Genomic DNA, 25,485 nt, shown 5'->3' with positions numbered 1-25,485 from the left:
CCGATCGGGGGCCATTTTCTTGCGTAATACCATGCCATTCGCCACAAGTGGGCAGGTCATCGGCCTGCTGGGCGGGTCGTTTGACCCGGCGCATGAGGGGCATGCACATATCACCCGCGAGGCGTTGAAACGGTTCGGGCTGGACCGTGTGTGGTGGCTGCTCAGCCCCGGCAACCCGCTGAAAGAACACGGGCCAGCGCCCATGGCACAGCGCAAGGAACGGGCGCGGGCGGTGATGGATCACCCGCGGGTTGAGATCACCGATATCGAGGCGCAGCTTGGCACCCGCTACACGGCTCAGACGCTGGCGGCGCTGCGGCGGCACTACCCCGGCGTGCGCTTTGTCTGGTTGATGGGGGCCGATAACCTTGCGCAGTTCCACCTTTGGCAAGATTGGCGGCAGATCATGGAGACGGTGCCGGTGGGCGTGCTGGCCCGCCCCGGGCAACGTATCTCGGCCCGGATGAGCCGGGCGGCGGCGCTGTATGCGCCCTACCGGATTGCGGGGCGGAACAGCCAGCTTTTGGGACATGCCACAGCGCCTGCGTGGTGTTTTGTGAATGTGCCGATGGTCGATGTGTCTTCAACAGCGCTGCGCGCCGCCGGGGGCTGGCGCTCAGCGTAGCCGGGCCGAGGTGATGCCAGCGGTGATGATCACCGCAAGCCCCGCCCATGTCAGCGCGTCGGGAAGGGTGCTGAACAGAAACAGGCCTAGCAGCACTGCCGCGATCAGTTGGAAATAGACCAAAGGTGCCAGCCGCGTCGCAGGTGCACGGCGGTAGGCGTAGAGCAGCAGCAGATTGCCCAGCATGGAGAACAACGCGCTGGCCGTCGCCAGCCCGGCCACAGGCAGGGTGGCTTGGGGCAGGTTCATCAGGCCCAAGGGCAGCAGCATCACCGCGCTCATCGCCAGTTGGGTAAAAGTCAGCGCAAGGGGCGCGGCCAGATCGGAAAGCCAGCGCGACATGGTGAGGAACACACCATAGAACAGCCCCGCCGCGACGGCAAAAAGCAGACCCGGCCCGCCTGTGCCGCCCCCCATGCCGGGGCGCACGACCAGCAGCACACCGAAAAACCCAAGTAAGATTAGCGCACTGCGTAGCAGGGTGATGCGCTCGCGCAAGAACAGTGCGGCCAGCAGGTAGCTAACCATCGGCCCGATAAAGAAGGCGGCAAAGACATTGGCGATGGCTTCGGTTTGTAGAGCGGTTTGAATGCAGGTGATCCCCGCCGCCAGCGTTGCCGCCCGCAACCACAACCGCCAGTCGCGCATCAGCGCCCAAGTGCCACGCGGCAGGAACGGCAGCACCATCAACGCGCCAATGGCAAATCGCGACCACGCAACGAAAACCGGAGCCACACCCATCCCAGAGGTCAAAATCTTGCCCGCGCTGTCCCCCGCAGGGATCAGCGACATAGCGATAAACATAATCGGAATGGCGCGTTGCATGACGCTGGGTTAGCAGGTCGGCGGTTTTGTGCAACCGCGAAAGGGGGGCAGGCGTCAGACAGGTTGTGGCCGAACGCCGCATGGGGTTTATATCAGGCCTATGAGCCAGAGATTTACACGACGCATATTCCTTGGAACAGCTGCTGCCGCGATGGCCGCAGCTTCCGCTTGGGCCGAGCCACCGACCACATCGTTGCGCCCCGTCGGGCGCGATGCCGATCTGTACAAACAGGCCATTCCAAATGTGTCAGAGATCATCGCCGACAGCGGGATCACAGGCACGGTCGCCTTTGCCGTGATCGACGTCGACAGCGGTATCTGGCTGGAGGCATCAAATGCCACCGATGGCATCCCGCCCGCCAGCAGTATCAAAGCGATCACCGCGCTATATGCCTTGGATCAACTTGGGCCGGATCATGTGTTTGAAACGCAGTTGCTGGCGACCGGCGGCGTGGTCGATGGGGAAGTGCAGGGCGACCTGATTCTTGTCGGCGGGGGCGACCCGACGCTCGACAGTGACGATCTGGGCCAGATGGCCGAAGAGTTGAAAGAGGCGGGCATCATCGGGGTTAAGGGGGCGTTCAAGGTCTATGAGGGGGCTTTGCCTTTGACCCCTGCAATTGACCCCGAGCAACCCGATCATGTGGGCTATAACCCCGGTGTTTCGGGGATCGCGCTGAACTACAACCGAGTGCATTTCGAATGGAAACGGAATGGCAACGGCTATGACGTGACGATGGAAGGCCGTGCGGCGCGGTATGCGCCTGCGGTACGCGTCGCCACGATGGAAGTGGCTGATCGCAGTGGTCCGGTTTACACCTATGAGAGCCAATCGGGCCGGGATGTTTGGACCGTGGCAAAAGGTGCCTTGGGCAGCGGCGGTGCGCGTTGGTTGCCGATCCGGCGGCCCGGTGTCTATGCGGGGGACATTTTCACCACCATCGCCCGCAGTCATGGCATCAAGCTGGGCGAAGCAGAGTTGATCGACACGGTCCCCCAAGGTGAAACCCTCGTCACCCATCGCAGTGCGGAGTTGCGGCCTATCCTGAAAGATATGCTGGAATATTCCACCAACCTTACGGCTGAGATGGTTGGTCTGGCCGCCAGCGCCCAACGGCTGGGAACGGTGCCAAGCTTGGGTGCCTCTGCCGCCGAGATGAACAAATGGGCGATTGAGGAGCTGGGCATGGAAAACCCGGCGATGATCGACCATTCGGGTCTTGGCGACGACAGCAAGATGACCGTGCATGACATGGCCGGAGGGTTGGCGCGTATTCATGGTACGGGGCTGCGGCCCCTGTTGAAACCTGTGTATCTGCGCGATGATAGTGGCCGACCGGAGCGCGATAATCCCATTGAGATTGATGCCAAGACGGGCACGTTGAACTTTGTCTCGGCGCTCGCCGGGTTCCTGACCACGCCCGAAGATCGTGTGTTGGCCTTTGCGATCCTGACTGCGAACACCGATGAGCGGGCGAAAATCACACGTGCTGAGCGTGAGCGCCCGCCGGGGGCGCGGACATGGAATGGGCGCGCCAAACGTGTGCAGCGTGGTCTGCTTGAGCGTTGGGGGCTGCTTTATAACGCGGCGGTTAAGCCAGAGGCAGAAACGGCCCCGGCGCCTGAGGTTACATCTGAGGAAGCACCGGAGCCTGAAGCCGTTCTGGAGGAATCCTGAAGTCTGCTCAGGTCAGATGCCGCGCCCGCGCGCCGCGCTCGATCGCGGCGGCGTGGAGCCGGTCGATGTTGAGCTCATAGCGGATTTCCTCGAGCAGGCGCAGTTCGGCCTCGTCCAGCGTGCCATCGGCGGCGGCCACGTCGCAGGCCAGTGCATAAGCCGTTTCGTTCAAACGTTCGGGCAGGGCTTCGCGGATTAGGCCAAAGAGGGCATCAAGCCCGTCTTCCTGCTCAAACAGGTCAAAAACCGTTTTGCTGATCATCGCCACGCGGTCGTTGTCGTAGCCCGAGAACACCGGCAGCAGGTTCAGCGCGGATTCGATTTTGACCAGTTCGGCGGTGCGGATGTCTTCGTCCGAGGCCGAGACCGCGATCATCAGCGCGACAAGGCAGTCTTGGGCGCTGAGCGAGAGGGAAGATGTGTCGGGCATCGGGAAATCCTTTGAACAGGTATGTTGCAGCGCAGAATATTGACCCTCAGGGTGCGAAGCAATAGGAACGGGCGACCCCGTGCGCATTGGGCGCAGGGGCGCCAAAAGATGGATGATCTAACATGTCCGAGACCCGAGACGCGGCACTCAGCAGCAAAGCATGGCCCTTTGAAGAAGCGCGCCGGGTGCTCAAACGGTACGCCAAGAAACCGCCAGAGAAGGGTTTTGTGCTGTTTGAAACGGGCTATGGCCCCTCGGGTTTGCCGCATATCGGCACCTTTGGCGAAGTGCTGCGCACCACGATGATCAAGCGCGCCTTTGAAGAAATCAGCGATATTCCGACCAAGTTGGTGTGTTTCTCGGACGATCTGGATGGCATGCGCAAAGTGCCGGGCAATGTGCCGCAGCAAGAGATGCTGGCCGAGCATATGCACCGCCCGCTGACGAGCGTGCCCGATCCCTTTGGCACGCATGAAAGCTTTGGCCATCACAACAACGCCATGCTGCGCCGCTTCCTCGATACCTTTGGGTTCGAGTATGAATTCTATTCCGCGCGCGAATTCTATCGGTCTGGTCAATTCGATGAGGTGCTGCTGCGCGCCTGCGAAAAGTACGACGAGATCATGGCGGTGATGTTGAAGTCGCTGCGCGAAGAGCGGGCGCAGACCTATTCAATCTTCCTGCCGATCCACCCTGAAACCGGTCGCGTAATGTATGTGCCGATGAAAGAGGTCAACGCCAAGAACGGCACGATCACCTTTGACGACGAGGACGGCACCGAGATGACCCTGCCGGTCACTGGCGGCAACGTAAAGCTACAGTGGAAGCCTGACTTTGGCGCGCGTTGGGCTGCGCTGGACGTTGATTTTGAGATGTACGGCAAGGAACATGCGACCAACACGGCGATCTATGACCGGATCTGCGAGATCCTCGGTGGTAAGAAGCCCGAGCATTTCAGCTATGAGCTGTTTCTTGATGAGAACGGTCAGAAGATTTCCAAGTCCTCGGGCAACGGCATTTCGATCGACCAGTGGCTGACCTATGCCAGCACCGAGAGCCTGTCGTATTTCATGTTCCAAAAGCCCAAGACGGCCAAGCGCATGCATTTCGACGTGATCCCCAAGGCGGTGGACGAGTACCACCAGCAGCTGCGAGCCTATGAAACGCAGGACACCAAGGCGCAGCTTAACAACCCGGTTTGGCATATCCACGGCGGCGATGTGCCAAAATCGGATATGGTTGTGCCCTTCTCGATGCTGCTGAACCTCGCGAGCGTGTCGAGTGCCGAAGATAAATCGCAGCTTTGGGGCTTCATCCAGCGCTATGCGCCGGAAGCTACGCCAGAAACCAACCCCGGTATGGATCAAGCCGCTGGTCATGCGGTGCATTATTTCAATGATTTCGTGAAGCCGCAAAAGGTGTTCCGCGCGCCGACTGAACTGGAGCGTGAGGCACTGGAAGACTTGCGCGAGCGGTTGAAGGCTTGGGATGGGGGCTTGGACGCCGAAGCCTTGCAGAGCATGGTTTTCGCGGTTGGTAAAGAGCGTTTCGATCCGCTGCGCGACTGGTTTACTGCGCTGTACGAAGTGCTGCTGGGTGCCAGCCAGGGGCCCCGTTTCGGTGGGTTTATCGCGCTTTATGGTGTGGATGAGACTGTGGCGCTGATCGACGATGCGCTTGCAGGCAAACTGACGACCGCGTGAAACTTTTGCCTCTTGCCCTGCGTGACTTAGATCATTCAGCAAGGGTAAGGGGGAAAGGCAATGCGCAACGCGGTATTTACATTTTTCGGAGGGCTGGTGCTTTCGGCCCTCCTGAGCTTTGGCGCTATGGCGCAGCAGGCCGAGATCGAAGAGACGATCAACAGCCAGTTTGACGCCTTTCGCGCGGATGATTTCGCCGCGGCTTTGGAGTTCGCCACGCCGAATTTGCAGCGCTTTTTCCAGAGCCCCGAAAACTTTCGCAGCATGGTCAGCAATGGTTATCCGATGGTGCAGAACCCCGCTGAGGTTCGTTTTCTGGACCGCCGTGCGGATGGCACGCGGTTTTTCCAAGTGGTGCAGGTCGTTGACCCCAAGGGCTTCACGCATCTGCTGGGCTATTTGATGGAGCAGACCGAAGACGGCTGGCGCATTGGCGCGGTGCAGATCCTTGATGCACCGGGGGCGAATGTGTGATGCCTGTTGCAGCCCATACGCGCGGTGATCACAGCCGCGATTAACACATCGTTGATATTTCCCTGACCTCGCGGTTCGGCATCTCCGAGCCAGAGCAGTTGAGCGGCGCACCTTCCTGAGAGGTGCGGACCGGGGAAAGGAAATGCGATGAACAAGGCGATTACCGACGGTTTGGTGCTGATGCCGACGCCCTTTGCGGCGGGGCTGGATGTTTGGTCAAGCGGCGATGGCACGCCGGGGTCGGACACCTATGAAAGCGCTACCGATGCGGCCTTTGTCCCGGCAGACCAAGATTTCGGCGGGGCGCTGGAATTGCTGAAGACACAGGCCACGCAGCGGCTGCGGTACATGGGCCAGACCACGCTTCTACCGGGCTGCTATTTGCGCGTGACGGCGCGGGTCAAGGCCGTGAGCGGCAACCTACCATCGGTGCGCATTGCAGGCTATCCGGCGCAATCAGGCGGGGGCAAAGTTAGCGGCGTGCCGGAGTTCGGACCGGCCACCACGCTTGCCAGCTACGGCGAGGTGGTCGAGGTCAGCGCGATCATCGGTAGTGGCGACCGTGGCGGGGTCGATATGGTTTGGGGCACGCGGGCGGCCTATGGCCATTTCGGGCTGGACCTGATCGGGCCGACGGGCGGTGTGGTGCGGATCGACGATATCGAAGTCAAAGATGTAACCTCTGTTTTTCTACGGGACATGTTGGCGCAGGTTGATGTGCGCGACTTTGGTGCGGTGGGTAACGGGGTGACCGACGACACCGCCGCTTTTGAAGCTGCCAATGTCGCTGCCGATGGGCGCACGGTTCTGGTGCCTACGGGGAATTATCTACTGAACGGCGATGTCACCTTTGACACGCCGGTAAAATTTGAGGGCCATGTTACCATGCCCGTGGCGGCGATCCTGCTGCTGCGCCGCAACTTTGACCTGCCCAGCTATATTGAGGCATTTGAGAACGAAGAGGTCGCGTTCCTCAAGGCGTTTCAGGCGCTGTTGAACAACGCGGATCACGACTCGCTCGATATGGGTGGGCGCAAGGTGAATGTGACCGGACCACTGGATATGCAGGCGGCGGTGCCTGACAAGACGAGCTATGCCACACGCCGGGTGATCCGCAACGGCCAGCTTGAGGCGGCATCGAGCAGCAATTGGGACACGGTGGTGGTGACCTCGCAGGCGAGCTACTCAACCTCCGACAGTCGCAAGCTGACCAATGTGACCAACATCGCCAATGTGGCCGTGGGCGCGCTGGTCGAAGGCACCGGGGTGGGGCGTGAGATTTATGTGCGATCCAAGAATATCGCGACCCAGGAGGTCACCCTGAATGCGCCGCTGTACGACGCAGCGGGCACCCAAAATTTCACCTTTCGCAAATTTCAATACATGGTGGATTTTAGCGGCTTTGCATCGCTGTCGAAATTCGTGATGGCGGATGTCGAGTTCCAGTGCAACAACCGCTGCAGCGCGATTAATCTTGCTCCCTCGGGGCTGATCTTTCATCAGCCGGCCCAAAGACCGGGGTGTTACCTCGACCGGGGTGGGTTGTCAGGGCATGCTGATTGACCGCTGTCAGTTCCTTTCCGCTGAAGATGCGCTGACCGTGCCGAACCGCAGCAGCATCGCGCTGAACACCAACGCCAACGATGTAAAGCTACGCGATTGCCGCGCGACGAAGTTCCGCCATTTCGCGCTGTTGGCAGGGGGTAATAGCATCGTAACGGGCAACCACTTCTTCCAAGGTGACTCGGTTGAGAACGGTGTGCGTTCGGCGGGGTTGATCCTTGCCTCGGCCCATACAAGTGCGGTGGTGACGGGGAATTACGTCGACAATTGCTTTATCGAATGGACGAACGAGCAAGACCCGACCCCGGCCTTCACCACTGGTTATTCGTTCAGCGCGCTTAGCATCAGCGACAACATCTTCCTGTCGGGCGAGGTTGCGCCGTGGTTCAGCTATATTGTGGTCAAGCCGCATGGGGCAGGGCATTTCCTGAGCGGGGTGAACATCTCGGGCAATCGGTTCCGAAGCTTGATTGGCGGTATTGATCGGGTCGAGCGTGTGGATACGACATTTGCCGATCTTGATCTCTCGCGTTGCAAGAATGTGGTGATGAAGGGTAATTCCTTTCACGCCGTTTCGGCGCAGGTCGAGAATATGGCCGAGATCGAATTTACCCAAACCACACCGTCAAATACATGGGTGATTGATACCTCTGGCCATCTGCCTTTTGGTGGGCAGGCCCTGAATACCGATGCGGTGGTGGCCCATGGTGCGATCCGCAACGGCAACAATGTGGCGCAGTTCGATATGCCTTATGTCACACATGCCGAAGGGCCTGACCGGGATCAGATCCATGTGGTCTGGCCATCCGCAGTGCGGGGCAAAGTCTCGGTGATGGTGAGAATGGACAACCGTTAACTCTCGGTTCGGGACGACACGTCAAATGCCCCTGCCGAAATCGGTGGGGCCATTTGCGTTAAAATTCGCGCCAAAGGCTGACGGTAAGGGCCGAGTTTTCAGGCGCATCAAAGGGCACTTCGCTGCCCAACTGGACGCGGAATTTGCTGAAGCTTGGCGATAGAACGATCGAGGGGGCGAATTTGGCATAGGTTTCGCCCCCGGTGTAGGTAACGAAAACCTGCGTCATACCAGTAACGAGCTCGGTGAAATCGAACCCCGCGGTGGTGTCGAGTTTGATGACCTCTTGCGAGAATCCAAACTCCCATTTTGCGGAGGCATCGATGGTCAGCCAGCCATTGCGTTCGCCGAACGTAAAGCCACGGCCCCATGACAGCCCGGCTCGCAGATGCGGCGAGATGAGCTCATCTGTCCAGCTTGCTCCGGCGCCAAGATCGTAGGCCCAGCGGCCCCGCTCGGTCGGTTCTCCCAAAGGGAAACGCAGGAAGACAGTGGCGCTGCCGTTTTGCAGGCCGAAACGGCTTTGGCCTGTATTGAGGTCAAAGCCAAGGGTCAGGTTCTCGCGCAGTCCGTATTCGATGTAGGTGCTTTGGGTGAGATCGTAAAAGTAGGTTGCAGAGAATGATGTGGAAAGGAAGCTTGTCCCCTCTTCGCGCAGCCACGGCCCAGCGTGGGCGGCTGCAGCGCAGAACTGGTAGGCCAGCAGAGTTAGGCATAGGGCAGATCGCATAGCAGGCTCCTGCAGCGATCTTGGTTAACAGCGGTTAATAAATCGTTTCTTCGGTCGGTCGAACGGAAAAACCCGGCACCAAGAGCACCGGGTTTCAGGGTCGTCTATGTAAGTCGTATCACACGTGGGCTTTGTTGCCGCGTGGGCCTGCAATTAGCCAGACGATGAAGCCCAGCACTGGCAGGATGATGATCCCCAATACCCAAGCAATCTTGGCTGCGCCCGAGGCGCTGGAGGTGATGACCTGATAGATGGCGTAGATGTCGGCGATGAGGACGATAAGCCCTAAAAGTCCATATTCCATTCTGTGTCTCCTCATGAAAGCGTGTATTTCCTATTAAATGCTCAACCCAGCTACGGCCTCTTTGGTTCCGGGGGCCTGTCTTTGACTGGATGAGCCAGAACCCGCCAGCTTGCCCGCTATGCGGGAACTGGCGGTGCCTGCCTTGGGTTTTGTTTCTACATCAACCAAGAAAGGAACAGGCCATGACCGACACCACAGCACCCGCATCGCTGGTTTCCTCAAACAATGTGAACGGCACTGCCGTTTTCAGCGCGGATGGGACCGAAATCGGCCATATCGACCACCTGATGATCGATAAGAAATCCGGCAAAGTCGCCTATGCCGTTATGGGTTTCGGCGGCTTTCTGGGCATAGGCGAAGAACACTATCCTGTGCCATGGAACGCGCTGGACTATGACCCAGCCCGCGATGGTTTCATGACAAACATTGACGAGACGACAGTCAAAGGCGCACCAGAGCGTACCGACAGTTGGTACAGCGACCGCGCATGGCAAGAACGTACCTTTGATCATTACGGGGTGCCTTATTACTGGCTTTGACCGGTCAGATTAGGCATCTGGAGGGAGGCCGCGGCGCCTCCCTTTTTGCTGGGCGGTTCATTGCGCAGCCCATTGTTTTTGAAGCGCAGATCAGGTCTCATGACGAAGGTTGACTGTCAGCCGCGTTTATTAAAAGGGGCCGCCGATGCGCTGTTTGATCGTTATGGGTATGATGCTCACCCTTGCAGGGTGCGGCGTGCCATTCATCCCGCTGATTTAATCGGGCCAATTGCCCAAATTTATAGGAGACCCGTTGATGGAAGCCTTTCTTGATACGCTTGGCGCGGTGGCGCTGATCGCGCTTGTGGTTGTGGGGCTTGCCGCCGGGGCGATTGCCGGGGCTGTCGCAGGCCGGAACCGTCTGCTGTATCTTATTCTGGGGGTGGTTGGCGCGGTGGCGCTGCCTTTCATCCTTGCAGCACTCGGTGTGACGGTCGTGGCGGCAGGGGGCTTGCTGTTGCTGCTGGTTGTTGCGGCAATTGGTGCAGCGCTGGTACTGGCGCTTGTCGCAGCGCTTCGGCGATAGCAGAGCATAATTTTCACGAGTGAGATGCGCGGGCCACCCCAAAATGGCGGCCCGATGCGTTTACCGTTTGCGCCGTTTCACGTTGCCGCCGCGCATGCCGCCTCGGCCAGAGGTACTGCGCCCCGACGCTTTTTGAGCGGCATCGACAGCGCGGTCTACCGCTTGTTGGCGGGCCATCGGATCGTCAGCCACAGCCAGATCGACTGCTTCCAGTCGCTTGACCTCATCGCGCAGCCTTGCGGCCTCTTCGAACTCAAGGTTCTCGGCAGCTTTGCGCATGTCGACCCTAAGCCCATCAAGCACAGTTTGAAGGTTGCCGCCCGCTAGGGGGTTGTCGACCTTGGCAGTGACCCGGTTCATATCGACATCACCCTTGTAGAGCCCGGCCAGAATGTCATCGACGTTCTTTTTGACCGTGGCGGGCGTGATGCCGTGTTCTTCGTTGTAGGCCAGCTGCTTGACACGGCGGCGGTCGGTTTCACCCATCGCCCGTTCCATACTGCCGGTGATGCGGTCGGCATACATGATCACGCGCCCTTCGGCGTTTCGCGCGGCCCGACCAATGGTCTGGATGAGCGAGGTTTCAGAGCGCAGGAAGCCCTCCTTGTCTGCATCCAGAATGGCCACTAGCCCACATTCGGGGATGTCGAGCCCTTCGCGCAACAGGTTGATCCCGATCAACACGTCAAAGGCGCCCAAACGCAAGTCGCGCAGGATCTCGATCCGCTCAATCGTGTCGATGTCAGAGTGCATGTAGCGCACGCGGATGCCCTGTTCGTGCATGTATTCGGTCAGGTCTTCGGCCATCCGCTTGGTTAGCACGGTACACAGGGTCCGGTAGCCATCGGCGGCGACTTTGCGCACCTCATCAAGCAGATCGTCGACCTGCATTTCAACCGGGCGAATCTCAATTTGCGGGTCGATCAGACCTGTCGGGCGAATGATCTGTTCGGTGAATACCCCGCCTGTTTGCTCGATTTCCCACGCCGCGGGCGTGGCCGAGACAAAGACCGACTGCGGGCGCATCGCGTCCCATTCCTCGAACTTGAGGGGGCGGTTGTCCATACAGGATGGCAGGCGGAAGCCATGTTCGGCGAGCGTAAATTTGCGCCGATAGTCGCCCTTGTACATGCCGCCGATCTGCGGGACCGAGACGTGGCTTTCATCCGCGAAGACGATGGCGTTGTCAGGGATGAATTCGAACAGGGTGGGGGGCGGCTCGCCCGGCGCGCGGCCTGTGAGGTAGCGCGAGTAGTTCTCGATCCCATTGCAGACGCCGGTGGCCTCCAGCATCTCGATGTCGAAGTTCGTCCGTTGCTCCAGCCGCTGCGCTTCCAGCAGTTTGCCGTCGGCGACCAGTTGATCCAGCCGTGTGCGCAGCTCTTTCTTGATGCCGATGATCGCCTGAGACATCGTTGGTTTGGGCGTTACATAGTGGCTGTTCGCATAGACGCGGATTTGGTCGAAAGTGTCGGTCTTTTCGCCCGTGAGCGGGTCGAATTCGGTGATGCTCTCCAACTCTTCACCAAAGAAGGACAGCCGCCATGCGCGGTCATCAAGGTGGGCAGGGAAGATTTCGAGACTGTCGCCGCGTACCCGGAATGAACCACGTTGGAAGGCCGCGTCATTGCGTTTGTACTGCTGCGCCACCAGATCGGCGATGACTTTGCGCTGGTCGTAGCTTTCACCCGCTTTCAGATCTTGGGTCATCGCGCCATAGGTCTCGACGCTACCGATACCATAAATACACGACACCGAGGCGACAATAATCACGTCGTCACGCTCCAAGAGCGCCCGGGTGGCGGAGTGGCGCATCCGGTCGATCTGTTCGTTGATCTGGGATTCCTTCTCGATGAAAGTATCCGACCGCGCGACATAGGCCTCGGGCTGGTAGTAGTCGTAGTAGGAAACGAAATATTCCACGGCGTTGTCGGGGAAGAACCCTTTGAACTCCCCGTAAAGCTGGGCCGCGAGCGTTTTATTGGGCGCAAGGATGATTGCCGGACGCTGCGTTTCCTCAATAACCTTGGCCATGGTAAAGGTCTTGCCCGTGCCGGTGGCGCCCAGCAGCACCTGATCGCGCTCACCCGCGTTCACGCCCTCGGTCAACTCTTTGATCGCAGTCGGCTGGTCCCCCGCCGGATCAAACTCAGTGACCAGTTTAAAGCTATGCCCGCCCTCAAGCTTGGGGCGGCTGCGTACATCAGGGGCGGGGTTTGCCAAAAGCGGCATCCCCTCTGATTTATCGGTCTGGGCATAGGGCATCACGGGTATCCTTCGTCGGGCTCCCCATAGGTGCCCTCTTTCGCGCCGTGTTCAAGGGGCAGGGGGCTGCGAAGGTTGCTTTTGGCTCTACTTCATCAGCCGCTTGCGATTCTGCCGCACCTTGCGGGCCAATGGGGCGAGCGAAGCGTTCATAATCTGATCCGGGCTTTTGCCCAGCATCGCTGCCTGTGTGCCAGCGCTGAAGGCTTTGACCATGGCCGGGCCTTTCTCGGCGACCATGCGGTTATTCTCGCCGGGGCGGGCCGGAAGGGCACCTGCCATGGCCAAGATGCGCAAGGACATGACGATTTGGGTTTCAACTGCCAGCGCGGTGAGCTGGCTCTGCATAGCGAAAAGGGCGAAGGGGTTCATCTAGAATGCTCCAATGGGGTTCTAGTAATGTGGTCTCTGCACTGCAGCATGGTAGGTTCTATTTGCATTGTCTTGCATTCCCTTGCTCCTTTGCGTGGAATATTAGATAAAGCGCGTGGTTCCTGAAGCGAGAGTCCCGAAATGCGTGCACGTATCTACCAACCCGCCCGTACAGCGATGTCCTCCGGCACGGCCAAGACCCGTGTCTGGCTGCTTGAGTTTTCGCCAGCGGAAGCACGCAGCGTTGATCCTTTGATGGGGTGGACATCGTCGGATGACACGCAAAGCCAAGTGCGCTTGCAGTTCGACACCCGCGAAGCTGCCGAAGAATACGCCCGCGATCACGGGATCGATGCGCAGGTGCAACTGCCGAACAAGCGCAAACCTAACATCCGCGCGGGCGGCTACGGTGAGAATTTCGCGACCGGGCGTCGTGGGGCGTGGACGCACTGAGGGTGTGTAAGACATACCTAAGATTTTCCCGTGGGAGGCTAAGTTCTTCCCGTGATCAATATGTGGTATTTGGACGCCGTTTTGCGTCAATGTATAGTATCAGGCGGTTTAGGCATGTTTTAAAGCCTGACAGTTTTGAAGCAGTGATAGACTATGCTCCGAACCAGCGAGAGGGATGCGAGGGCGAAACAGAGGCTCGAATTCTGTCTAGTCAGATCAATGGGTCAGATGCGGTAAGAAAAATTGCTGATTTGGAGACCGTTCATTGATGCGAACCGCCCACCGCGCTTTTTGCTGATTACAGATCACGGCCCACTCCTGCCGTTCACCAATGACGCCTTTGCTGCAGTGCAGCTTCACCAAACCAGCCATTTGTGCATCGCGCAGCATTCTTGCAGGGTGATTGTGGGCAGAGCGGACTTAACGGACTTCTGTGACAACCACTCCAATGTCTGCTTCGGCTGGCTCAGCTAGATTTTAATCATTTGTGATCTGGTGTATTGCCGTGCCGCTTGCGCATACTCACGAGCTAAATAATTTTCGCCTACCAAAGCGACTCAGCCTGTCCCAAAGCCTCTGACGAATTACACTATATGAAATATGGTGTGCTGAAATCCACTGCGCACTTGATGTCGTTCTCAACCCGAGAAAACAACTGTTCGTGTGTTGTAGGGTAATGCATCACGCAATAATTCACTGCTGGCAACTTGGGTTTGGTCAATATCTCCGCCACCCGCCCACTTTCAATCAATGGTACAAGGTAGTCTCTGGGAGCTATGCAAACACCTCGACCTGCAGCTGCCAATCCAACCATCGCGTGAAGGCTGTCCACTCGAACGTTGTTTCGAGTCGACAGCCCATAACTGGAAAACCAGTCGCGGATACTTTTCGAGAACCCAGATGTTTTTCCTTGTGTAATGATTTCAAATTCCCGCAGGTTTGAAACCTCGATTTTTCTTCCTGTCGGAACAAGCCCTGGTTTTCCTATCAGTGCAATCTCAACGCCGACGATCTGCTGCACATGGGCGTTGGACTGAAACGGCATTTCCGGAACCACAATGATGTCGAGTTCTCCATCTTCAAGGCTGCCTAATAAACTTCGACTCATGTCGATGGTCAGCTCGAACTGGATATTTGGATTTTCCGCAAAAGAACTCTCAAGGAATTTTGGCAGCCAAGTCAGGCTTGAAAGCTCGGTCACGCCAAGTCTGATATGCGAGAAGGCCGCTTTTTTATCTGGGTTAAATGAGGTCAGGTTTTCAAAACTGGCCACGGTGTCGCGCGCGAGGCTGACAAATTGTTCACCCTGAATCGTCAGTATAGCTTGTCGTTTGGATCGGTCGAAAACCGAGAAGCCCATCGAAGCCTCAAGCTCCTGAACCCTTTTGGTGATCGTTGATTGCGTAAGGTTTAGCTTTCCCGCCGCTCTGTCAAAGGTTCCGCAGTCAACAACTGCCAGCATCGCAATGAGTTGATTGTGCGTAACACCCATTACATTCCCTTTTTCGATGTTATCTCATGCTAATTCATCATTATACTTAATTTATTGAACGAGGCAATCTTGATCATCAATCAGGCAATAATGTGCCAAGTCGTTTCGATTTTGGCTACACATGCGCCGGCCGCCCATTAAGCCAACACAGGAAAGCCAAATGATCCAAGATAACCTCGCCCTCATCGCAGAAATACGTGGTCGCTTTGCCCATGTCGACAGTTGCCCGTTCGAGGGACCACGCGTCTTTTTCGAGAATGCAGGTGGTGCGCTGACGCTAAAATCAGTGGGTGAGACCTCGGCCAAATACGCGCTGATTCCCGACAATCAGGGGCGCGATAATCCGGCGGCTGAGGCACTTACGGTTGTGATCGAAAAGGCGAAGGCTGATCTGGCCTTGTTGATGAATCCTGTTTCAGGTCAGTTCATTTTTGGTGAAACCGGAACCGAGCTTTTGTTCCGTATGATCCGTGTCGCCTGTCTTGATGCACCGAAGGGGTCCAAGATCATCGGCAGTTCTATTGAACACCCCGCCAGCCGAAGCGCCGGATATCACTGGGCTGAGATTACTGGAATGGATTATGTGAATGTACCGCATGATGCTCCCAACGGTCTTGTCACCGCTGAAGATTATGCGTCCTTGATGACGCCAGACGTAGCGGTAGCGACAATTCTGCATGCCTCACCTGTAACGGGCACGGGAATGGATGTGGCCGAAATTTCCAAAGCGATCCGTTCAGTGGCACCAGATTGTGTGATCATTGTTGATGGCATTCAACATGCTGCACATGGTCAGTTAGACTTGGCAGCTTACAATGTAGATGGCTATGCGATTGCGCCCTACAAGGTTTTTTCGCGCCACGGACATGGCATCGCGTGGATTTCGGACAAGATGACCGCGATGTCGCATGAAGTTCTCATGGGTGCGCCTGCTGCTGGCTGGGAATTAGGCACACGCGACGCTGGAGCTTCTGCAGCAATCTCGGATGTTGTCGCCTACTTCGATTGGTTGGGAGGAGAGGTTTCTAACGAGTCCGAACCTCGAAAGCGGATCGAAGCTGCGGGTCGGGCTATTCACGACTACGAAACTCATCTGACAAATGCTCTGATAAATGGAACAGGCAATCTTCCCGGGCTTCGGGTTATGGACGGTGTTACAATTCTGTCCGGTGCAGATAATCCAGCCCGTGAGGGTACGGTTTCATTTGTGATCGACGGACACCCATCCCCTGAGATTGTAACAATCTTAAAAAATCAGGGAATTCGCACGCACGCCCGCTCAGCAGACCACTACAGCGGCAACGTTCTTAAGCCGTTAAATATGACGGACTGCATTCGTATTTCCATGTGCCATTACAACACCACGCAAGAAGTTGCTCAAGTGTTGGGTGCAATAAACGAGATCGTCAATCAGACGCACAACTAACTATTAACTCGCAGAGCTAAGGGAGGATATCATGCTCAATTCCATCAAGAAATCCGCCATCGTGGCGACATTAGCTGCTTTTACGGCAGCATCGCCAGCGCTGGCCGACTTTCCGGAGAAACCGGTAAAAATGATCGTCGCCTTCGGTGCAGGCGGCAGCACTGACCTAATGGCACGGATTTTCGCTAAATATATGGGTGAAGAACTTGGTCAACGTTTTGTCGTTGAAAACCGCACAGGTGCTGGTGGTGAAATTGGCTGGGTGACACTCGCAAACTCACCGGCAGATGGGTATACAATCGGCCTGATCAACTCTCCTGTCATCGAGGCCTATCCGATCACCCGTGCGGATACGATTGGGTATCAGATGGACCAGTTTAGACCCCTGATCAATGTCGTGACTGATCCCGGCGTTCTGGCCGTGGCTGTCGATAGCCCTTACGAAACACTGGCAGACTTCGTGGCTGCAGCCAAAGCAAACCCAAACACCATCACCATATCACATGAAGGTGTCGGCGGGGACGACCATCTTGCTGCTTTGAATTTGACCAGCCAGGCTGAAATCGAAGTGAACTTCGTAGCTTTCGACGGTAATGCCGAAGCCACCGCAGCCCTTTTAGGCGGCCATATTGATGCCTTTGAGGGCAACATGTCGGAAGCTGCAGCACAAATCTCAGAAGGTACTGTTCGTGCATTGGCAGTATGGTCATCTGAGCGGATGGTTCAAATCCCTGATATTCCAACTGGGGCAGAGCAAGGTTATGATGTGATCAGTGCCGCTTCTCGGGGCATTGCGGTACCAGCAGGTATACCGCAAGAAGCGTATGAACCGCTTCTTGCGGTCGCACAATCAGTCGTCGCGAACGAAAGCTTTCTTGCAGAGTTAGCTGAGCTAAATATGCCAGTCGTACCAATCGTGGGTGATGATTTTGTAGCTTATATCAACAATAGCCACGAGACGCTGAGAACCATGTGGGAAGCTAACCCCTGGTTGGAACAGTAAGAATCAAACTTAAAAATTAAATACGCGAGGGCAGTCATGACACAGACATTGCGCGACCGGTTAATAGCATCGACACTGATTTTGCTAAGCTTGTTGGCAATCTGGGTTGCCCTCGATTTCAGGGGAGACGGGTACGTCTTCCCAATGGCCATGGCCGGCCTCTTGGCCGTGGTTTGCCTACTAAAACTAATACTTCCGGGTGAAAATCCAGACATCGAAAAGGAAGAGTTGGAATCCATCAATTGGAACCGCTTCCTGCTTTGGTCAGTCTTCGCGGTTTTGTTTTATATCCTAGCTGAACCTTTGGGCGTCTTCATCGTCATCCCGGCCTTCATGTTCGCGGTGCTTAAATTCCTCGCCCACCTTAAGATCACCACAGCAGCGCTCATAGCGGTCCTGTTTACCGCCACGATCTTCTTCGTTTTCGAACTACTTCTCGAGGTTCCAACACCTGTCGGAATTCTTGACGGCATCATCAGATAGGATCGACAATGGACGCTGTTCTTACAGGCTTACTCAATGTTTTAACCATAGAGGCAATGACGGTTCTGGTTATAGGAACCGTGGCCGGTATGATTATCGGCGCTTTGCCGGGGCTTTCATCCACAATGGGTGTCGCCTTGGTGATCCCCATAACTTTTTCCATGTCTCCTGAAAACTCTCTTATCCTGCTTGGCGCTGTCTATGTCAGTTCGGTATATGGCGGGTCAATCACGGCCATTTTATTGCGAACGCCCGGCACCGATGCGTCTATAGCTACGGCGCTTGACGGCTATCCGCTTGCTGCGGCAGGTCGTGGGGCAGAAGCACTCGGAATGGCAACAGTGGCCTCGCTTGTTGGCGGGACATTCAGTGTTGTGGTGTTGATTGCAATCGCACCCCCACTCTCAAAGGTGGCGCTCGCATTTGGACCGCAAGAATACACCATTCTCGCGATTTTTGGCATGGTGACGATTGTCGGCGTTGTGTCTGAGAACCCACTGAACGGAGCCATCACTGCGTTTGCAGGTTTGTTTCTGGCAACAGTTGGCCTTGATAACTTCACTGGCGGTCAACGCTACACACTTGGCATGAGCGAGATGTTTGACGGCATTCCTTTGCTTCCAGCACTAATCGGCCTTTTTTCTGTCTCTCAGGCCATCGCGCTGAGCTTGCCTAAAACGGGAGGTATTCTTGCAGATGATGTATCCCTTTCGGCTACGGGGCGCGGATTGCCTGCCTGGCTGAATCTACGCCGCTGTTTCCGTACCATGATGAAATCGTCGGTTATTGGGTCTATCGTTGGTATCTTACCAGGCGCAGGCACCAGCATCGCAGCTTTCATTTCTTATAATGAAGCGCGTCGGACATCCAAGACCCCTGAAAAATTTGGCAAAGGTGAACTGGAAGGTGTCGCCGCTTCTGAGGCCGCAAACAATGCGGTTACCGGCGGTACGCTTATTCCCACGTTAACGCTTGGCATTCCCGGAAACGCTGTAACGGCTGTGTTTATCGGTGGTTTGACGATCCACGGTATGATCCCTGGTCCCAAACTATTCACGGAGTTTGCCGATGTGACCTACACTCTGATCTTTTCCCTCTTTATCGCCAATATCCTTTTTGGCGTTCTTGGCCTATTGGCGGGCAAATATATTGTGCATGTAACTCGCGTACCGGGCGGCATTCTGGGCCCGATGATCATGACCTTCAGTGTTCTCGGCACCTATGCGCTGCGCAATAACATGTTTGACGTCGGACTGGCACTGGCCTTTGGCTTCATCGGTTTCTTCATGGAACGCTGGCGTTATCCAGCTGCCCCGTTTGTGATCGCACTGATCTTGGGCCCGATCCTTGAGGTAAATTTCCGTCGGTCCATGCAAATTTCAAATTGGGATATCACAACCTTCTTTACCCGCCCGCTATCACTGGCATTGATCGCTCTTGTTATTGCGGCAGTACTTTACCCCGTCATGCAACGTCGAAAAACAGGGGCTAGTTTCTAATAAAATGGTGTCCTTCTTAAATGAAGGCCGCCCTTCGTGCAACGCGCAGCATTGGTCAAAATTGGGCTCTAAGCCGAATTGCGGTGGTGCAGCACTCGACTTTGCGTTCTCAGCGCCCCCTTGGAGTTGCTCCGATGACCGCTGTCAGCCCTATGCGGACCCAAATCTAGCAGGTTGCTGTACCGGCGGGCACATGCAGGTCGGGCGGATTGCAGGCATTCGCTGCGTTCCGAACCGAGGTCTGCTCAGCGAACAACTTGACATAGGAGTTTCATTTCTGAACTTGTAAGAGGAACCAAAAGCTTCCTAACCCAAAGGTACGCCGTGGCAGAGAAAGCTAACCATCACTATGTTCCCCAACTCTATTTGCGGAACTTTGCGGATGGAATTGGTCGTAAATCACGGGTTTTCACTTTTGATTCCACCACCAACGAGACATTTAAAACCTCGGTCCGAAACGTTGCAAGCAAGAGACACTTCAATCGCATAGAGATCGATGGAGTTGATCCAAACTATTTGGAAGATGGTCTCGCTGAAATGGAGGGTGAACTCGCACCTTTCCTCGCTGAAGTAGTTAGTGAAAAGCGTTTTCGAACCTCAGAACATTTCGATTGGACCATGAATTTGGCCGCGCAGCTCTCGGTGCGAAATCCGCGCATGCGTGGCCAGTTGGAGAAACTCCACAAGGACATTGCGGAACGTATTGCAAGCCTTTCCGTTTCGACCAGGGAGATTTGGGAGAGCCAACGAAAGCGGATGCAAGAAGCTGGCAAGGCATTCAATACGAAGGTCACGTACGAGCAGGCTAAGAAATTTCATGACGATAAAAACTACGACATCGCGATTGATCAGACCCATTTGATCAAACTCGAAATGAAGATGGTTGAAACAGTACTTACCGAGCTTGGGAACCGGAACTGGTGTTTCGTATCGCCACCGGATGGCCATATTTTCATTACCTGTGACGATCCAGTTGTGTTGTCATGGAGAGATCAGAAGGAAAGAGGTTCTTACGGGCCTGGTCATGGGCTCATGGACACTCTGATAACTTTTTCCTTGTCCAGTGATTTACTCCTACTCGGTACATTCGAGAATTTGCCACCTGTCATGCGCTATGATGCATTGCAGGTTGCTGATGCGAACACCCACATTGCCAGATATTCGACCAAGCAAATTTATGCTCGGAGCAGTGACTTCAATATCCACACGCCGACGAAATTTTTCGCTTCGGGCAGCGAGCTTGCCACGCTTATGAGGCGGGCAAACAGACAAGCACAGTAGAATTTTCATCAGAGAATAGATGCGTGTGTTGTCGATGGTCGGAATCATAGGCCTGTGCCCAAACAGCACTTTTGCCGCCTTGGGAACAAGCGTCAGCAATGGGCCTTCCATGCCATTCAGCGAGGCCCAGCGGCCTGGACTTTTCAAAGGTCGCAATCTGCGCGTAGCTGACCCTGGTGGATGGTGCAGCATATGTGGCCGACCATCCGCCCCGAGAAAGGCAGCTTTGATCGTTTCGATAGAGCACACTCGCTGTTGCAGCGAAGGTCCGGTTTCCGCCAATTCCGTTGAAAAACTATTTGCTGCAACTTCAAAATACTAAAATGTGGGAAGCTGTTCTCCGATGAGACAATAGGGGCCCGGGGTGGCGCTAAAATTTCCATAGTTTGGAATTTTGTTCTGCCAAATTCGGCTTCAGCACGCTGTAGGAGAGTTTTCCAACACAATCCGCCCTTGCGCGTCCGAAATGCGTCCCTTGAGGTTCCCCGATTTACAGTATTTTCTACACCTCGGAAATGACTGACACTTCAGCGCACATGAATCTCGTCTCAAAATCCTTCCTGGGGTTCTTAGTTGATCCTCTCGCCCGACATCCAAGGTCCCTGACCCTGCAAGACAGGGGCATTGCCGCGCTTGGTGCGGGTTCGCCCTGGATAGGGTTTGACACAATCGCGACGCGCCCTTCAATAAGGAATGGCTTCCTCTCTTCGTCTCTGTCGTTCGATCTCGGGGACGGCCGGAATCTGACCTTGCCGGCGGTGGACGCGTCCGCAGCAAGAAATTTTGCAGATGCGGCTGCCACCGCCTGGACGGATTTTAACCGGGCGGAGTTGGAAAATGAGGAGGCGGCGGTTCTGCGCATCCTGCACGCGCTCGATGCGCTCAAGGTGCCGGACGCATATCCCGCAGCATGCCACGTCGCGCCGCTGCAGCGCGATGCTGCCGATCTAAACAGCCGGGTGCTTTCTAAGCTGAATTCGGAGGCCGTTGGCGACGAAGTCATGTCCCGAATTGCCCCGATCATTGCGTTCGCATCCGATCCGAATGCCGTCCGTAACGTCTCTATCGAGACCTTTGTGAAGGGTCAGCTCCTGCGCTGGAAGGATTTTTTCGGCACGGTCGAGACTATGCCACTGACGCTGGAGCAGCGCCTGTCGGTGGTCGTCGACGAAGATGCGACGCTGGTTCTGGCAGGGGCGGGCTCCGGCAAAACAAGCGTGATCACTGCCAAGGCCGCATACTTGGTCAAGGCGGAGATACGGAAACCGAGCGAGCTCCTGCTGCTGGCCTTTGCGAAAGACGCCGCGACCGAGATGTCAGAGCGGATCGAATCGCGGTGTGGGGTCCCCGTGGCGGCCCGCACCTTCCATGCATTGGCCTATGAGATCATCGGCGAGGTAGAAGGCGAAAAGCCACCCTTGACGCCGACCGCAACAGACGACAAGGCGTTCTTGTCCCTGATGAAGGAGATCCTGCGGCACGTCGTAGCGACCGCCAATGATATCGCGCAGACCGTGATTGGTTGGTTCGCCGGTTTCTTCGACGACTTTCCGACAGAATGGGACTTCAAGACGAAGCACGAATGGTATGCGCAGATCGAAAGCCGCAACCTGCGGACGCTGCAAGGCGAGACAGTGAACAGCTTCGAAGAGCTTCTGATCGCCAACTGGCTGTTCCGGAACGGCATCGCTTACGAATACGAGCCAACCTACGAACACAAACTCCAGAAGACCGGTCGCCGCGTCTACACGCCCGATTTCCGGCTGACAGAAAGCGGCGTCTACATCGAACATTTCGGTGTGCGAAAGAAACGCGGCAGGGACGGCGTAGAGGAGCTGACCACCGCGCCTTACGTCGATCGCGAGGAATACCTTGAAAGCATGGACTGGAAACGGCAGGTCCATGCCGAGCACGAGACGGTATTGGTCGAGACCTACAGTTGGGAGCGAGAGGAAGGGCGGCTGCTCGATGCGCTTGCCGAAAAGCTCGAACCGCATGTCACGCTGCGGCCGATCCCGAACATCGAGATTTATGATCGTGTAGCCGAGGTTGGGGTGGTGGACAGCTTCACATCGCTGATGGGCACCTTCCTGCGTCACTTCAAGAACGGTGGCTACCGGGTGGAGGACTGCTCCGACAAAGCACGGACGCTGAAGATGGGGAAGCGGGCCGAGGCTTTCCTAACGATCTTCGGGGCCGTGTTCCGAGAATATCAGTACCGCTTGGGCGATCGGATCGACTTCGAGGATATGGTGAACCGCGCCACCGCCCTCGTCCAAAGCGGACGCTACCAGAGCCCGTTCCGGCACATCCTCGTCGACGAGTTCCAAGACATCTCGACCGGACGGGCGAAGTTGATTCAGGCCCTCAAACGCCAGCATTCCGATGCCAAGGTGTTTGCCGTTGGTGATGACTGGCAATCGATATACCGCTTCGCCGGGTCGGACATCCATATCATGCGCAACTTCGGCGCGGAATTCGGCGGCTCCTATGCAGGGGGCGCCGGTGTCCATCGGACCGTCGACCTCGGTCGGACCTTTCGATCGGTGGACAAGATCGCTCTGGCTGCACGACGTTTCGTTCTGCGCAACCCAGCACAGATCACCAAGACGGTGATCCCCGCCGGCGAGACGGACGAGCCGTCAATCAGGATCGCTTGGACGCGCCGCGACACCGGGGAGTCGGTCTTGAACGACGCGGTTGCTGCTCTTACCGCCACAGAAGGGAAGGGCGGCGGGAAACCGTCCATCCTGATCCTCGGTCGATATCAGTTCCTAAGGCCCGATGTCGTCCAGCTTCAGCGCCAGAACCCCGGGGCGACGATCACCTTCAAGACCATCCATTCCTCGAAGGGCCTGGAAGCGGATCACGTGATCATCCTCGGCGCTGACAACGCCAAGATGGGTTTTCCGTCAATGATCGTGGACGACCCTCTGCTTAGTCTGGTATCGCCCGAAGCCGAGCCCTACCCGAATGCCGAAGAGCGGCGCGTCATGTATGTCGCCGTAACCCGGGCCCGACGGACAGTGACCATCCTGGCATCCGAAGCGCGCCCCTCGGTCTTCGTCGAGGAGCTGATGAAAGAGCCCGAATTCGGCGTGGTCGTGCCCACGGAGGCCCAAAATCACACCCACACCTGTCCGGGTTGCAGCGGGCGTCTGCTTCACATGGCTGGAAAGGATGGGCGCGACTGGTATCGCTGCGAACATGTGAAGCTGTGCGGCAGTCGAATGCCCGCGTGTCCGGCCTGCGGTGTCGGCCTCCCTGTCCGTTCTCGGACCCGTGGAGAACTGGTTTGCGGAGATTGCGGGCAAAGCCAGCCGGCTTGTCCGAGTTGCGACGCAGGATGGCTTGTAGAACGGCGCGGCCGCTATGGAGCATTTCTTAGCTGTGTCCGCTTCCCAGACTGCGACGGCAAAGCCAAGCTGCAGAAAAGTGCATGACATGCTGTAAGGGGGCTGCCCAGCCGCCATCGGCGCGGCCTTCGACGACTGAGCAATTTGGCCCCTAATGCTGAGAAGCTGACAGACTGGTTGCTGTCTGAGCAGCGTAATTCACGGATGGAACGGCGAACTGCCAAGCAGATGCATGCGGACCTGGTTCGGGCGGTAGCTATCGCCATTCACATGGGTGAGCGGGTCCAGAAGAGCCTTGGCTTTCTCGAGGAGTGAAATGCGGGCAGCCTAAGCTGCCTGCGCTAAGGTCAATTTTTTAGATCCTTAGAGGTCCGCCGCCTTTTTAATTGCCCGCCCGCCTTGCATGATCAGCTGTAGGTGAGCACCCTGTCGAGTTAGCAAGTCGAGGTTTTCAAGTGGATTGCCGTCAACAGCTATGATGTCGGCGTAAGCCCCAGCAGCGATCACTCCCACTTCACCTTCCATCCGCAGAACCTTAGCGGCATCCACGGTGGCTGAGCGGATCACTGCATCCGCAGGGATATAACGGCCGCGTAACGGGAATTCTCCCGACTGTTCTGTTTGCATTCCGCCGAGCAGGTCCGAACCGTAGCCCATGGTCACCCCCGCATCGTGCAGTTTTACCAGTCTTTCCAGACCCGCTTCACGGACGTCAGAAACCTTGGCGACCGATTCCGGCGGAAGGCCGAACTCTGCGCCCTTACGGGCCAGAAGGTCATAGGTGATGTTCGTCGGCACCACGATGGCTCCTTCACGAGCCACACGATCGATTGTCTGGTCACTTATTAGGTTGCCATGTTCAATGCAGGTGATGCCGCAATCGAGCGCACGCACGATGGCTTCATCGGCATACAGATGCGCGGCGACATAAGTGCCAAAGCCGTTTGCGACCTCGACCAGCGCCTTTAGTTCGTCGACTGAATAGACGAGATAGCCGACTGGGTCCGATGGCGAGGATACGCCACCATCCGCCATGACTTTCAAGAACTGCGCGCCGCCCTTCAACTCCTCACGTGCGGCACGCAGCAACTCGGGTTTACCGTCGCAGAGCCGCCCCATTGTGCCGAGCGCCTGAGCGTACCAGCCCACATCGCGGTTGTCATATGGACCACGGTAATCAGTGTGACCGCCGGTCTGCGACAGGGCCTTCCCACAGATCACGAGACGAGGCGCAGTAAAGTGGCCTTCTTCTACTGCTTGCTGCAGACCGCGGTCGGCACCGCCAAGATCACGCACCGTGGTAAAGCCGCGCATGATCATGTTCTTCATTAAGGTCCCCGCGCGCGCCGCCACCAGTGAAGATGGCAGTGAGGCATTTAGACCAAGGTTCGCGTTCGTGGCGATCGTATGGACGTGACAGTCGATCAAGCCTGGCATGACAGTCAGACCATTTAGGTCTAAGTTTTCTGCCGCGTCGAAGGATACTTGCGGGCTCACTTCTCGGATGCGGCCATCTTCGATGGCGATCTGCATTGGTTCGGTCGGTTGAAGAGCTGTGCCGTCAACTATACGGGCATTCTTGATAAGCAGAGTGGTCATTTA

The 25,485-nt window shown here is 56.6% G+C and carries 22 protein-coding genes and 1 pseudogene; 14 read left to right on the top strand and 9 right to left on the bottom strand.

The genetic code is table 11. From position 1 onward, the window contains the following. Positions 1–31: 31 nt before the first annotated feature. Positions 32–625: a nicotinate-nucleotide adenylyltransferase gene (locus DSM110093_RS14645; protein ID WP_243265777.1), complete on the top strand. Its 594-nt coding sequence runs from the start codon at positions 32–34 to the stop codon at positions 623–625. Here the strand turns inward: DSM110093_RS14645 and DSM110093_RS14640 are convergent. Beyond that, positions 617–1,450: a DMT family transporter gene (locus DSM110093_RS14640; RefSeq protein ID WP_243265776.1), complete on the bottom strand. Its 834-nt coding sequence runs from the start codon at positions 1,448–1,450 to the stop codon at positions 617–619. The genes DSM110093_RS14645 and DSM110093_RS14640 overlap by 9 nt on opposite strands. Positions 1,451–1,601: 151 nt before the next feature. Between DSM110093_RS14640 and dacB the strand changes: the two genes are divergently transcribed. Further along, complete coding sequence (gene dacB, locus DSM110093_RS14635; RefSeq protein WP_243265775.1) at positions 1,602–3,128, top strand: D-alanyl-D-alanine carboxypeptidase/D-alanyl-D-alanine-endopeptidase; 1,527 nt, start codon at positions 1,602–1,604, stop codon at positions 3,126–3,128. Positions 3,129–3,135: 7 nt separating this feature from the next. On the opposite strand, the gene DSM110093_RS14630 is transcribed toward dacB, so the two are convergent. Continuing rightward, a complete protein-coding gene (locus DSM110093_RS14630) occupies positions 3,136–3,558 on the bottom strand; it encodes a tellurite resistance TerB family protein (protein WP_243265774.1) in 423 nt (140 codons plus the stop codon). A 122-nt stretch (positions 3,559–3,680) separates the two neighbouring features. On the opposite strand from DSM110093_RS14630, the gene DSM110093_RS14625 reads away from it, so the two are divergent. The 3 genes and pseudogenes from DSM110093_RS14625 (at position 3,681) to DSM110093_RS14615 (ending at position 8,154) form a co-directional block, all read left to right on the top strand. Beyond that, the gene (locus DSM110093_RS14625) at positions 3,681–5,261 is read left to right on the top strand and encodes a lysine--tRNA ligase (protein ID WP_243265773.1); all 1,581 of its coding nucleotides are present in this window, start codon (positions 3,681–3,683) and stop codon (positions 5,259–5,261) included. A gap of 60 nt (positions 5,262–5,321) precedes the next feature. Further along, positions 5,322–5,735, top strand: coding sequence for a DUF4864 domain-containing protein (locus DSM110093_RS14620; protein ID WP_243265772.1), 414 nt, complete (start codon positions 5,322–5,324; stop codon positions 5,733–5,735). A 147-nt stretch (positions 5,736–5,882) separates the two neighbouring features. Continuing rightward, positions 5,883–8,154, top strand: a pseudogene (locus DSM110093_RS14615) (glycosyl hydrolase family 28-related protein). A gap of 58 nt (positions 8,155–8,212) precedes the next feature. Here the strand turns inward: DSM110093_RS14615 and DSM110093_RS14610 are convergent. Beyond that, positions 8,213–8,884: a hypothetical protein gene (locus tag DSM110093_RS14610; protein ID WP_243265771.1), complete on the bottom strand. Its 672-nt coding sequence runs from the start codon at positions 8,882–8,884 to the stop codon at positions 8,213–8,215. A 118-nt stretch (positions 8,885–9,002) separates the two neighbouring features. Further along, the gene (locus tag DSM110093_RS14605) at positions 9,003–9,188 is read right to left on the bottom strand and encodes a PLDc N-terminal domain-containing protein (RefSeq protein ID WP_093928056.1); all 186 of its coding nucleotides are present in this window, start codon (positions 9,186–9,188) and stop codon (positions 9,003–9,005) included. A gap of 182 nt (positions 9,189–9,370) precedes the next feature. Here DSM110093_RS14605 and DSM110093_RS14600 point away from each other — a divergent pair, with 182 nt between their 5' ends. After that, complete coding sequence (locus DSM110093_RS14600; RefSeq protein WP_243265770.1) at positions 9,371–9,727, top strand: PRC-barrel domain-containing protein; 357 nt, start codon at positions 9,371–9,373, stop codon at positions 9,725–9,727. A gap of 256 nt (positions 9,728–9,983) precedes the next feature. Continuing rightward, on the top strand, positions 9,984–10,253 hold the full coding sequence (locus DSM110093_RS14595) for a hypothetical protein (protein ID WP_067622034.1): 270 nt from the start codon (positions 9,984–9,986) through the stop codon (positions 10,251–10,253). Between the two features lie 60 nt (positions 10,254–10,313). Here the strand turns inward: DSM110093_RS14595 and uvrB are convergent, their stop codons facing one another. Beyond that, entirely contained in the window at positions 10,314–12,518 is a 2,205-nt protein-coding gene (gene uvrB / locus DSM110093_RS14590) for an excinuclease ABC subunit UvrB (RefSeq protein ID WP_243265769.1), read from the bottom strand. An 87-nt stretch (positions 12,519–12,605) separates the two neighbouring features. Then, positions 12,606–12,890 (bottom strand): antifreeze protein, encoded by a 285-nt coding sequence (locus DSM110093_RS14585; RefSeq protein ID WP_243265768.1) that lies wholly within the window; start codon positions 12,888–12,890, stop codon positions 12,606–12,608. A 141-nt stretch (positions 12,891–13,031) separates the two neighbouring features. Here DSM110093_RS14585 and DSM110093_RS14580 point away from each other — a divergent pair, with 141 nt between their 5' ends. Then, positions 13,032–13,343 (top strand): ETC complex I subunit, encoded by a 312-nt coding sequence (locus tag DSM110093_RS14580; RefSeq protein ID WP_067622040.1) that lies wholly within the window; start codon positions 13,032–13,034, stop codon positions 13,341–13,343. Positions 13,344–13,559: 216 nt separating this feature from the next. On the opposite strand, the gene DSM110093_RS14575 is transcribed toward DSM110093_RS14580, so the two are convergent. Next, entirely contained in the window at positions 13,560–13,733 is a 174-nt protein-coding gene (locus DSM110093_RS14575) for a hypothetical protein (RefSeq protein ID WP_243265767.1), read from the bottom strand. Between the two features lie 199 nt (positions 13,734–13,932). Then, complete coding sequence (locus DSM110093_RS14570; protein ID WP_243265766.1) at positions 13,933–14,835, bottom strand: LysR family transcriptional regulator; 903 nt, start codon at positions 14,833–14,835, stop codon at positions 13,933–13,935. Positions 14,836–14,995: 160 nt separating this feature from the next. On the opposite strand from DSM110093_RS14570, the gene DSM110093_RS14565 reads away from it, so the two are divergent. From DSM110093_RS14565 to DSM110093_RS14540, 6 genes are all read left to right on the top strand, one after another. Beyond that, positions 14,996–16,261, top strand: coding sequence for an aminotransferase class V-fold PLP-dependent enzyme (locus DSM110093_RS14565; protein ID WP_243265765.1), 1,266 nt, complete (start codon positions 14,996–14,998; stop codon positions 16,259–16,261). Positions 16,262–16,292: 31 nt separating this feature from the next. Continuing rightward, the gene (locus DSM110093_RS14560) at positions 16,293–17,264 is read left to right on the top strand and encodes a tripartite tricarboxylate transporter substrate binding protein (protein WP_243265764.1); all 972 of its coding nucleotides are present in this window, start codon (positions 16,293–16,295) and stop codon (positions 17,262–17,264) included. A 36-nt stretch (positions 17,265–17,300) separates the two neighbouring features. Then, on the top strand, positions 17,301–17,747 hold the full coding sequence (locus DSM110093_RS14555; protein WP_243265763.1) for a tripartite tricarboxylate transporter TctB family protein: 447 nt from the start codon (positions 17,301–17,303) through the stop codon (positions 17,745–17,747). Between the two features lie 8 nt (positions 17,748–17,755). Further along, the gene (locus DSM110093_RS14550; RefSeq protein WP_243265762.1) at positions 17,756–19,246 is read left to right on the top strand and encodes a tripartite tricarboxylate transporter permease; all 1,491 of its coding nucleotides are present in this window, start codon (positions 17,756–17,758) and stop codon (positions 19,244–19,246) included. Positions 19,247–19,570: 324 nt separating this feature from the next. After that, a complete protein-coding gene (locus tag DSM110093_RS14545; RefSeq protein ID WP_243265761.1) occupies positions 19,571–20,527 on the top strand; it encodes a DUF4238 domain-containing protein in 957 nt (318 codons plus the stop codon). A 515-nt stretch (positions 20,528–21,042) separates the two neighbouring features. Then, a complete protein-coding gene (locus DSM110093_RS14540; protein ID WP_243265760.1) occupies positions 21,043–23,970 on the top strand; it encodes a UvrD-helicase domain-containing protein in 2,928 nt (975 codons plus the stop codon). Positions 23,971–24,246: 276 nt separating this feature from the next. Here the strand turns inward: DSM110093_RS14540 and DSM110093_RS14535 are convergent, their stop codons facing one another. Then, the gene (locus DSM110093_RS14535; protein ID WP_243265759.1) at positions 24,247–25,482 is read right to left on the bottom strand and encodes an amidohydrolase family protein; all 1,236 of its coding nucleotides are present in this window, start codon (positions 25,480–25,482) and stop codon (positions 24,247–24,249) included. Positions 25,483–25,485 lie beyond the last annotated feature (3 nt).

Source organism: Sulfitobacter sp. DSM 110093 (genome assembly GCF_022788715.1).
Taxonomy (GTDB): Bacteria; Pseudomonadota; Alphaproteobacteria; order Rhodobacterales; family Rhodobacteraceae; genus Sulfitobacter.
The sequence above is the reverse complement of the archived record's forward strand: the minus strand, read 5'-3'. Positions and strand labels throughout refer to the sequence as shown.

Coding starts and splice junctions, on each gene's coding strand:
- DSM110093_RS14555 (WP_243265763.1), top strand. CDS start 17,301: ATGACACAGACATTGCGCGACCGGTTAATAGCATCGACACTGATTTTG.
- DSM110093_RS14575 (WP_243265767.1), bottom strand. CDS start 13,733: ATGCTGCGCGATGCACAAATGGCTGGTTTGGTGAAGCTGCACTGCAGC.
- DSM110093_RS14625 (WP_243265773.1), top strand. CDS start 3,681: ATGTCCGAGACCCGAGACGCGGCACTCAGCAGCAAAGCATGGCCCTTT.
- DSM110093_RS14600 (WP_243265770.1), top strand. CDS start 9,371: ATGACCGACACCACAGCACCCGCATCGCTGGTTTCCTCAAACAATGTG.
- DSM110093_RS14610 (WP_243265771.1), bottom strand. CDS start 8,884: ATGCGATCTGCCCTATGCCTAACTCTGCTGGCCTACCAGTTCTGCGCT.
- DSM110093_RS14570 (WP_243265766.1), bottom strand. CDS start 14,835: ATGGGTGTTACGCACAATCAACTCATTGCGATGCTGGCAGTTGTTGAC.
- DSM110093_RS14640 (WP_243265776.1), bottom strand. CDS start 1,450: ATGCAACGCGCCATTCCGATTATGTTTATCGCTATGTCGCTGATCCCT.
- DSM110093_RS14580 (WP_067622040.1), top strand. CDS start 13,032: ATGCGTGCACGTATCTACCAACCCGCCCGTACAGCGATGTCCTCCGGC.
- DSM110093_RS14620 (WP_243265772.1), top strand. CDS start 5,322: ATGCGCAACGCGGTATTTACATTTTTCGGAGGGCTGGTGCTTTCGGCC.
- DSM110093_RS14605 (WP_093928056.1), bottom strand. CDS start 9,188: ATGGAATATGGACTTTTAGGGCTTATCGTCCTCATCGCCGACATCTAC.
- DSM110093_RS14540 (WP_243265760.1), top strand. CDS start 21,043: ATGACTGACACTTCAGCGCACATGAATCTCGTCTCAAAATCCTTCCTG.
- DSM110093_RS14535 (WP_243265759.1), bottom strand. CDS start 25,482: ATGACCACTCTGCTTATCAAGAATGCCCGTATAGTTGACGGCACAGCT.
- DSM110093_RS14565 (WP_243265765.1), top strand. CDS start 14,996: ATGATCCAAGATAACCTCGCCCTCATCGCAGAAATACGTGGTCGCTTT.
- uvrB (WP_243265769.1), bottom strand. CDS start 12,518: ATGCCCTATGCCCAGACCGATAAATCAGAGGGGATGCCGCTTTTGGCA.
- dacB (WP_243265775.1), top strand. CDS start 1,602: ATGGCCGCAGCTTCCGCTTGGGCCGAGCCACCGACCACATCGTTGCGC.
- DSM110093_RS14560 (WP_243265764.1), top strand. CDS start 16,293: ATGCTCAATTCCATCAAGAAATCCGCCATCGTGGCGACATTAGCTGCT.
- DSM110093_RS14595 (WP_067622034.1), top strand. CDS start 9,984: ATGGAAGCCTTTCTTGATACGCTTGGCGCGGTGGCGCTGATCGCGCTT.
- DSM110093_RS14585 (WP_243265768.1), bottom strand. CDS start 12,890: ATGAACCCCTTCGCCCTTTTCGCTATGCAGAGCCAGCTCACCGCGCTG.
- DSM110093_RS14550 (WP_243265762.1), top strand. CDS start 17,756: ATGGACGCTGTTCTTACAGGCTTACTCAATGTTTTAACCATAGAGGCA.
- DSM110093_RS14645 (WP_243265777.1), top strand. CDS start 32: ATGCCATTCGCCACAAGTGGGCAGGTCATCGGCCTGCTGGGCGGGTCG.
- DSM110093_RS14630 (WP_243265774.1), bottom strand. CDS start 3,558: ATGCCCGACACATCTTCCCTCTCGCTCAGCGCCCAAGACTGCCTTGTC.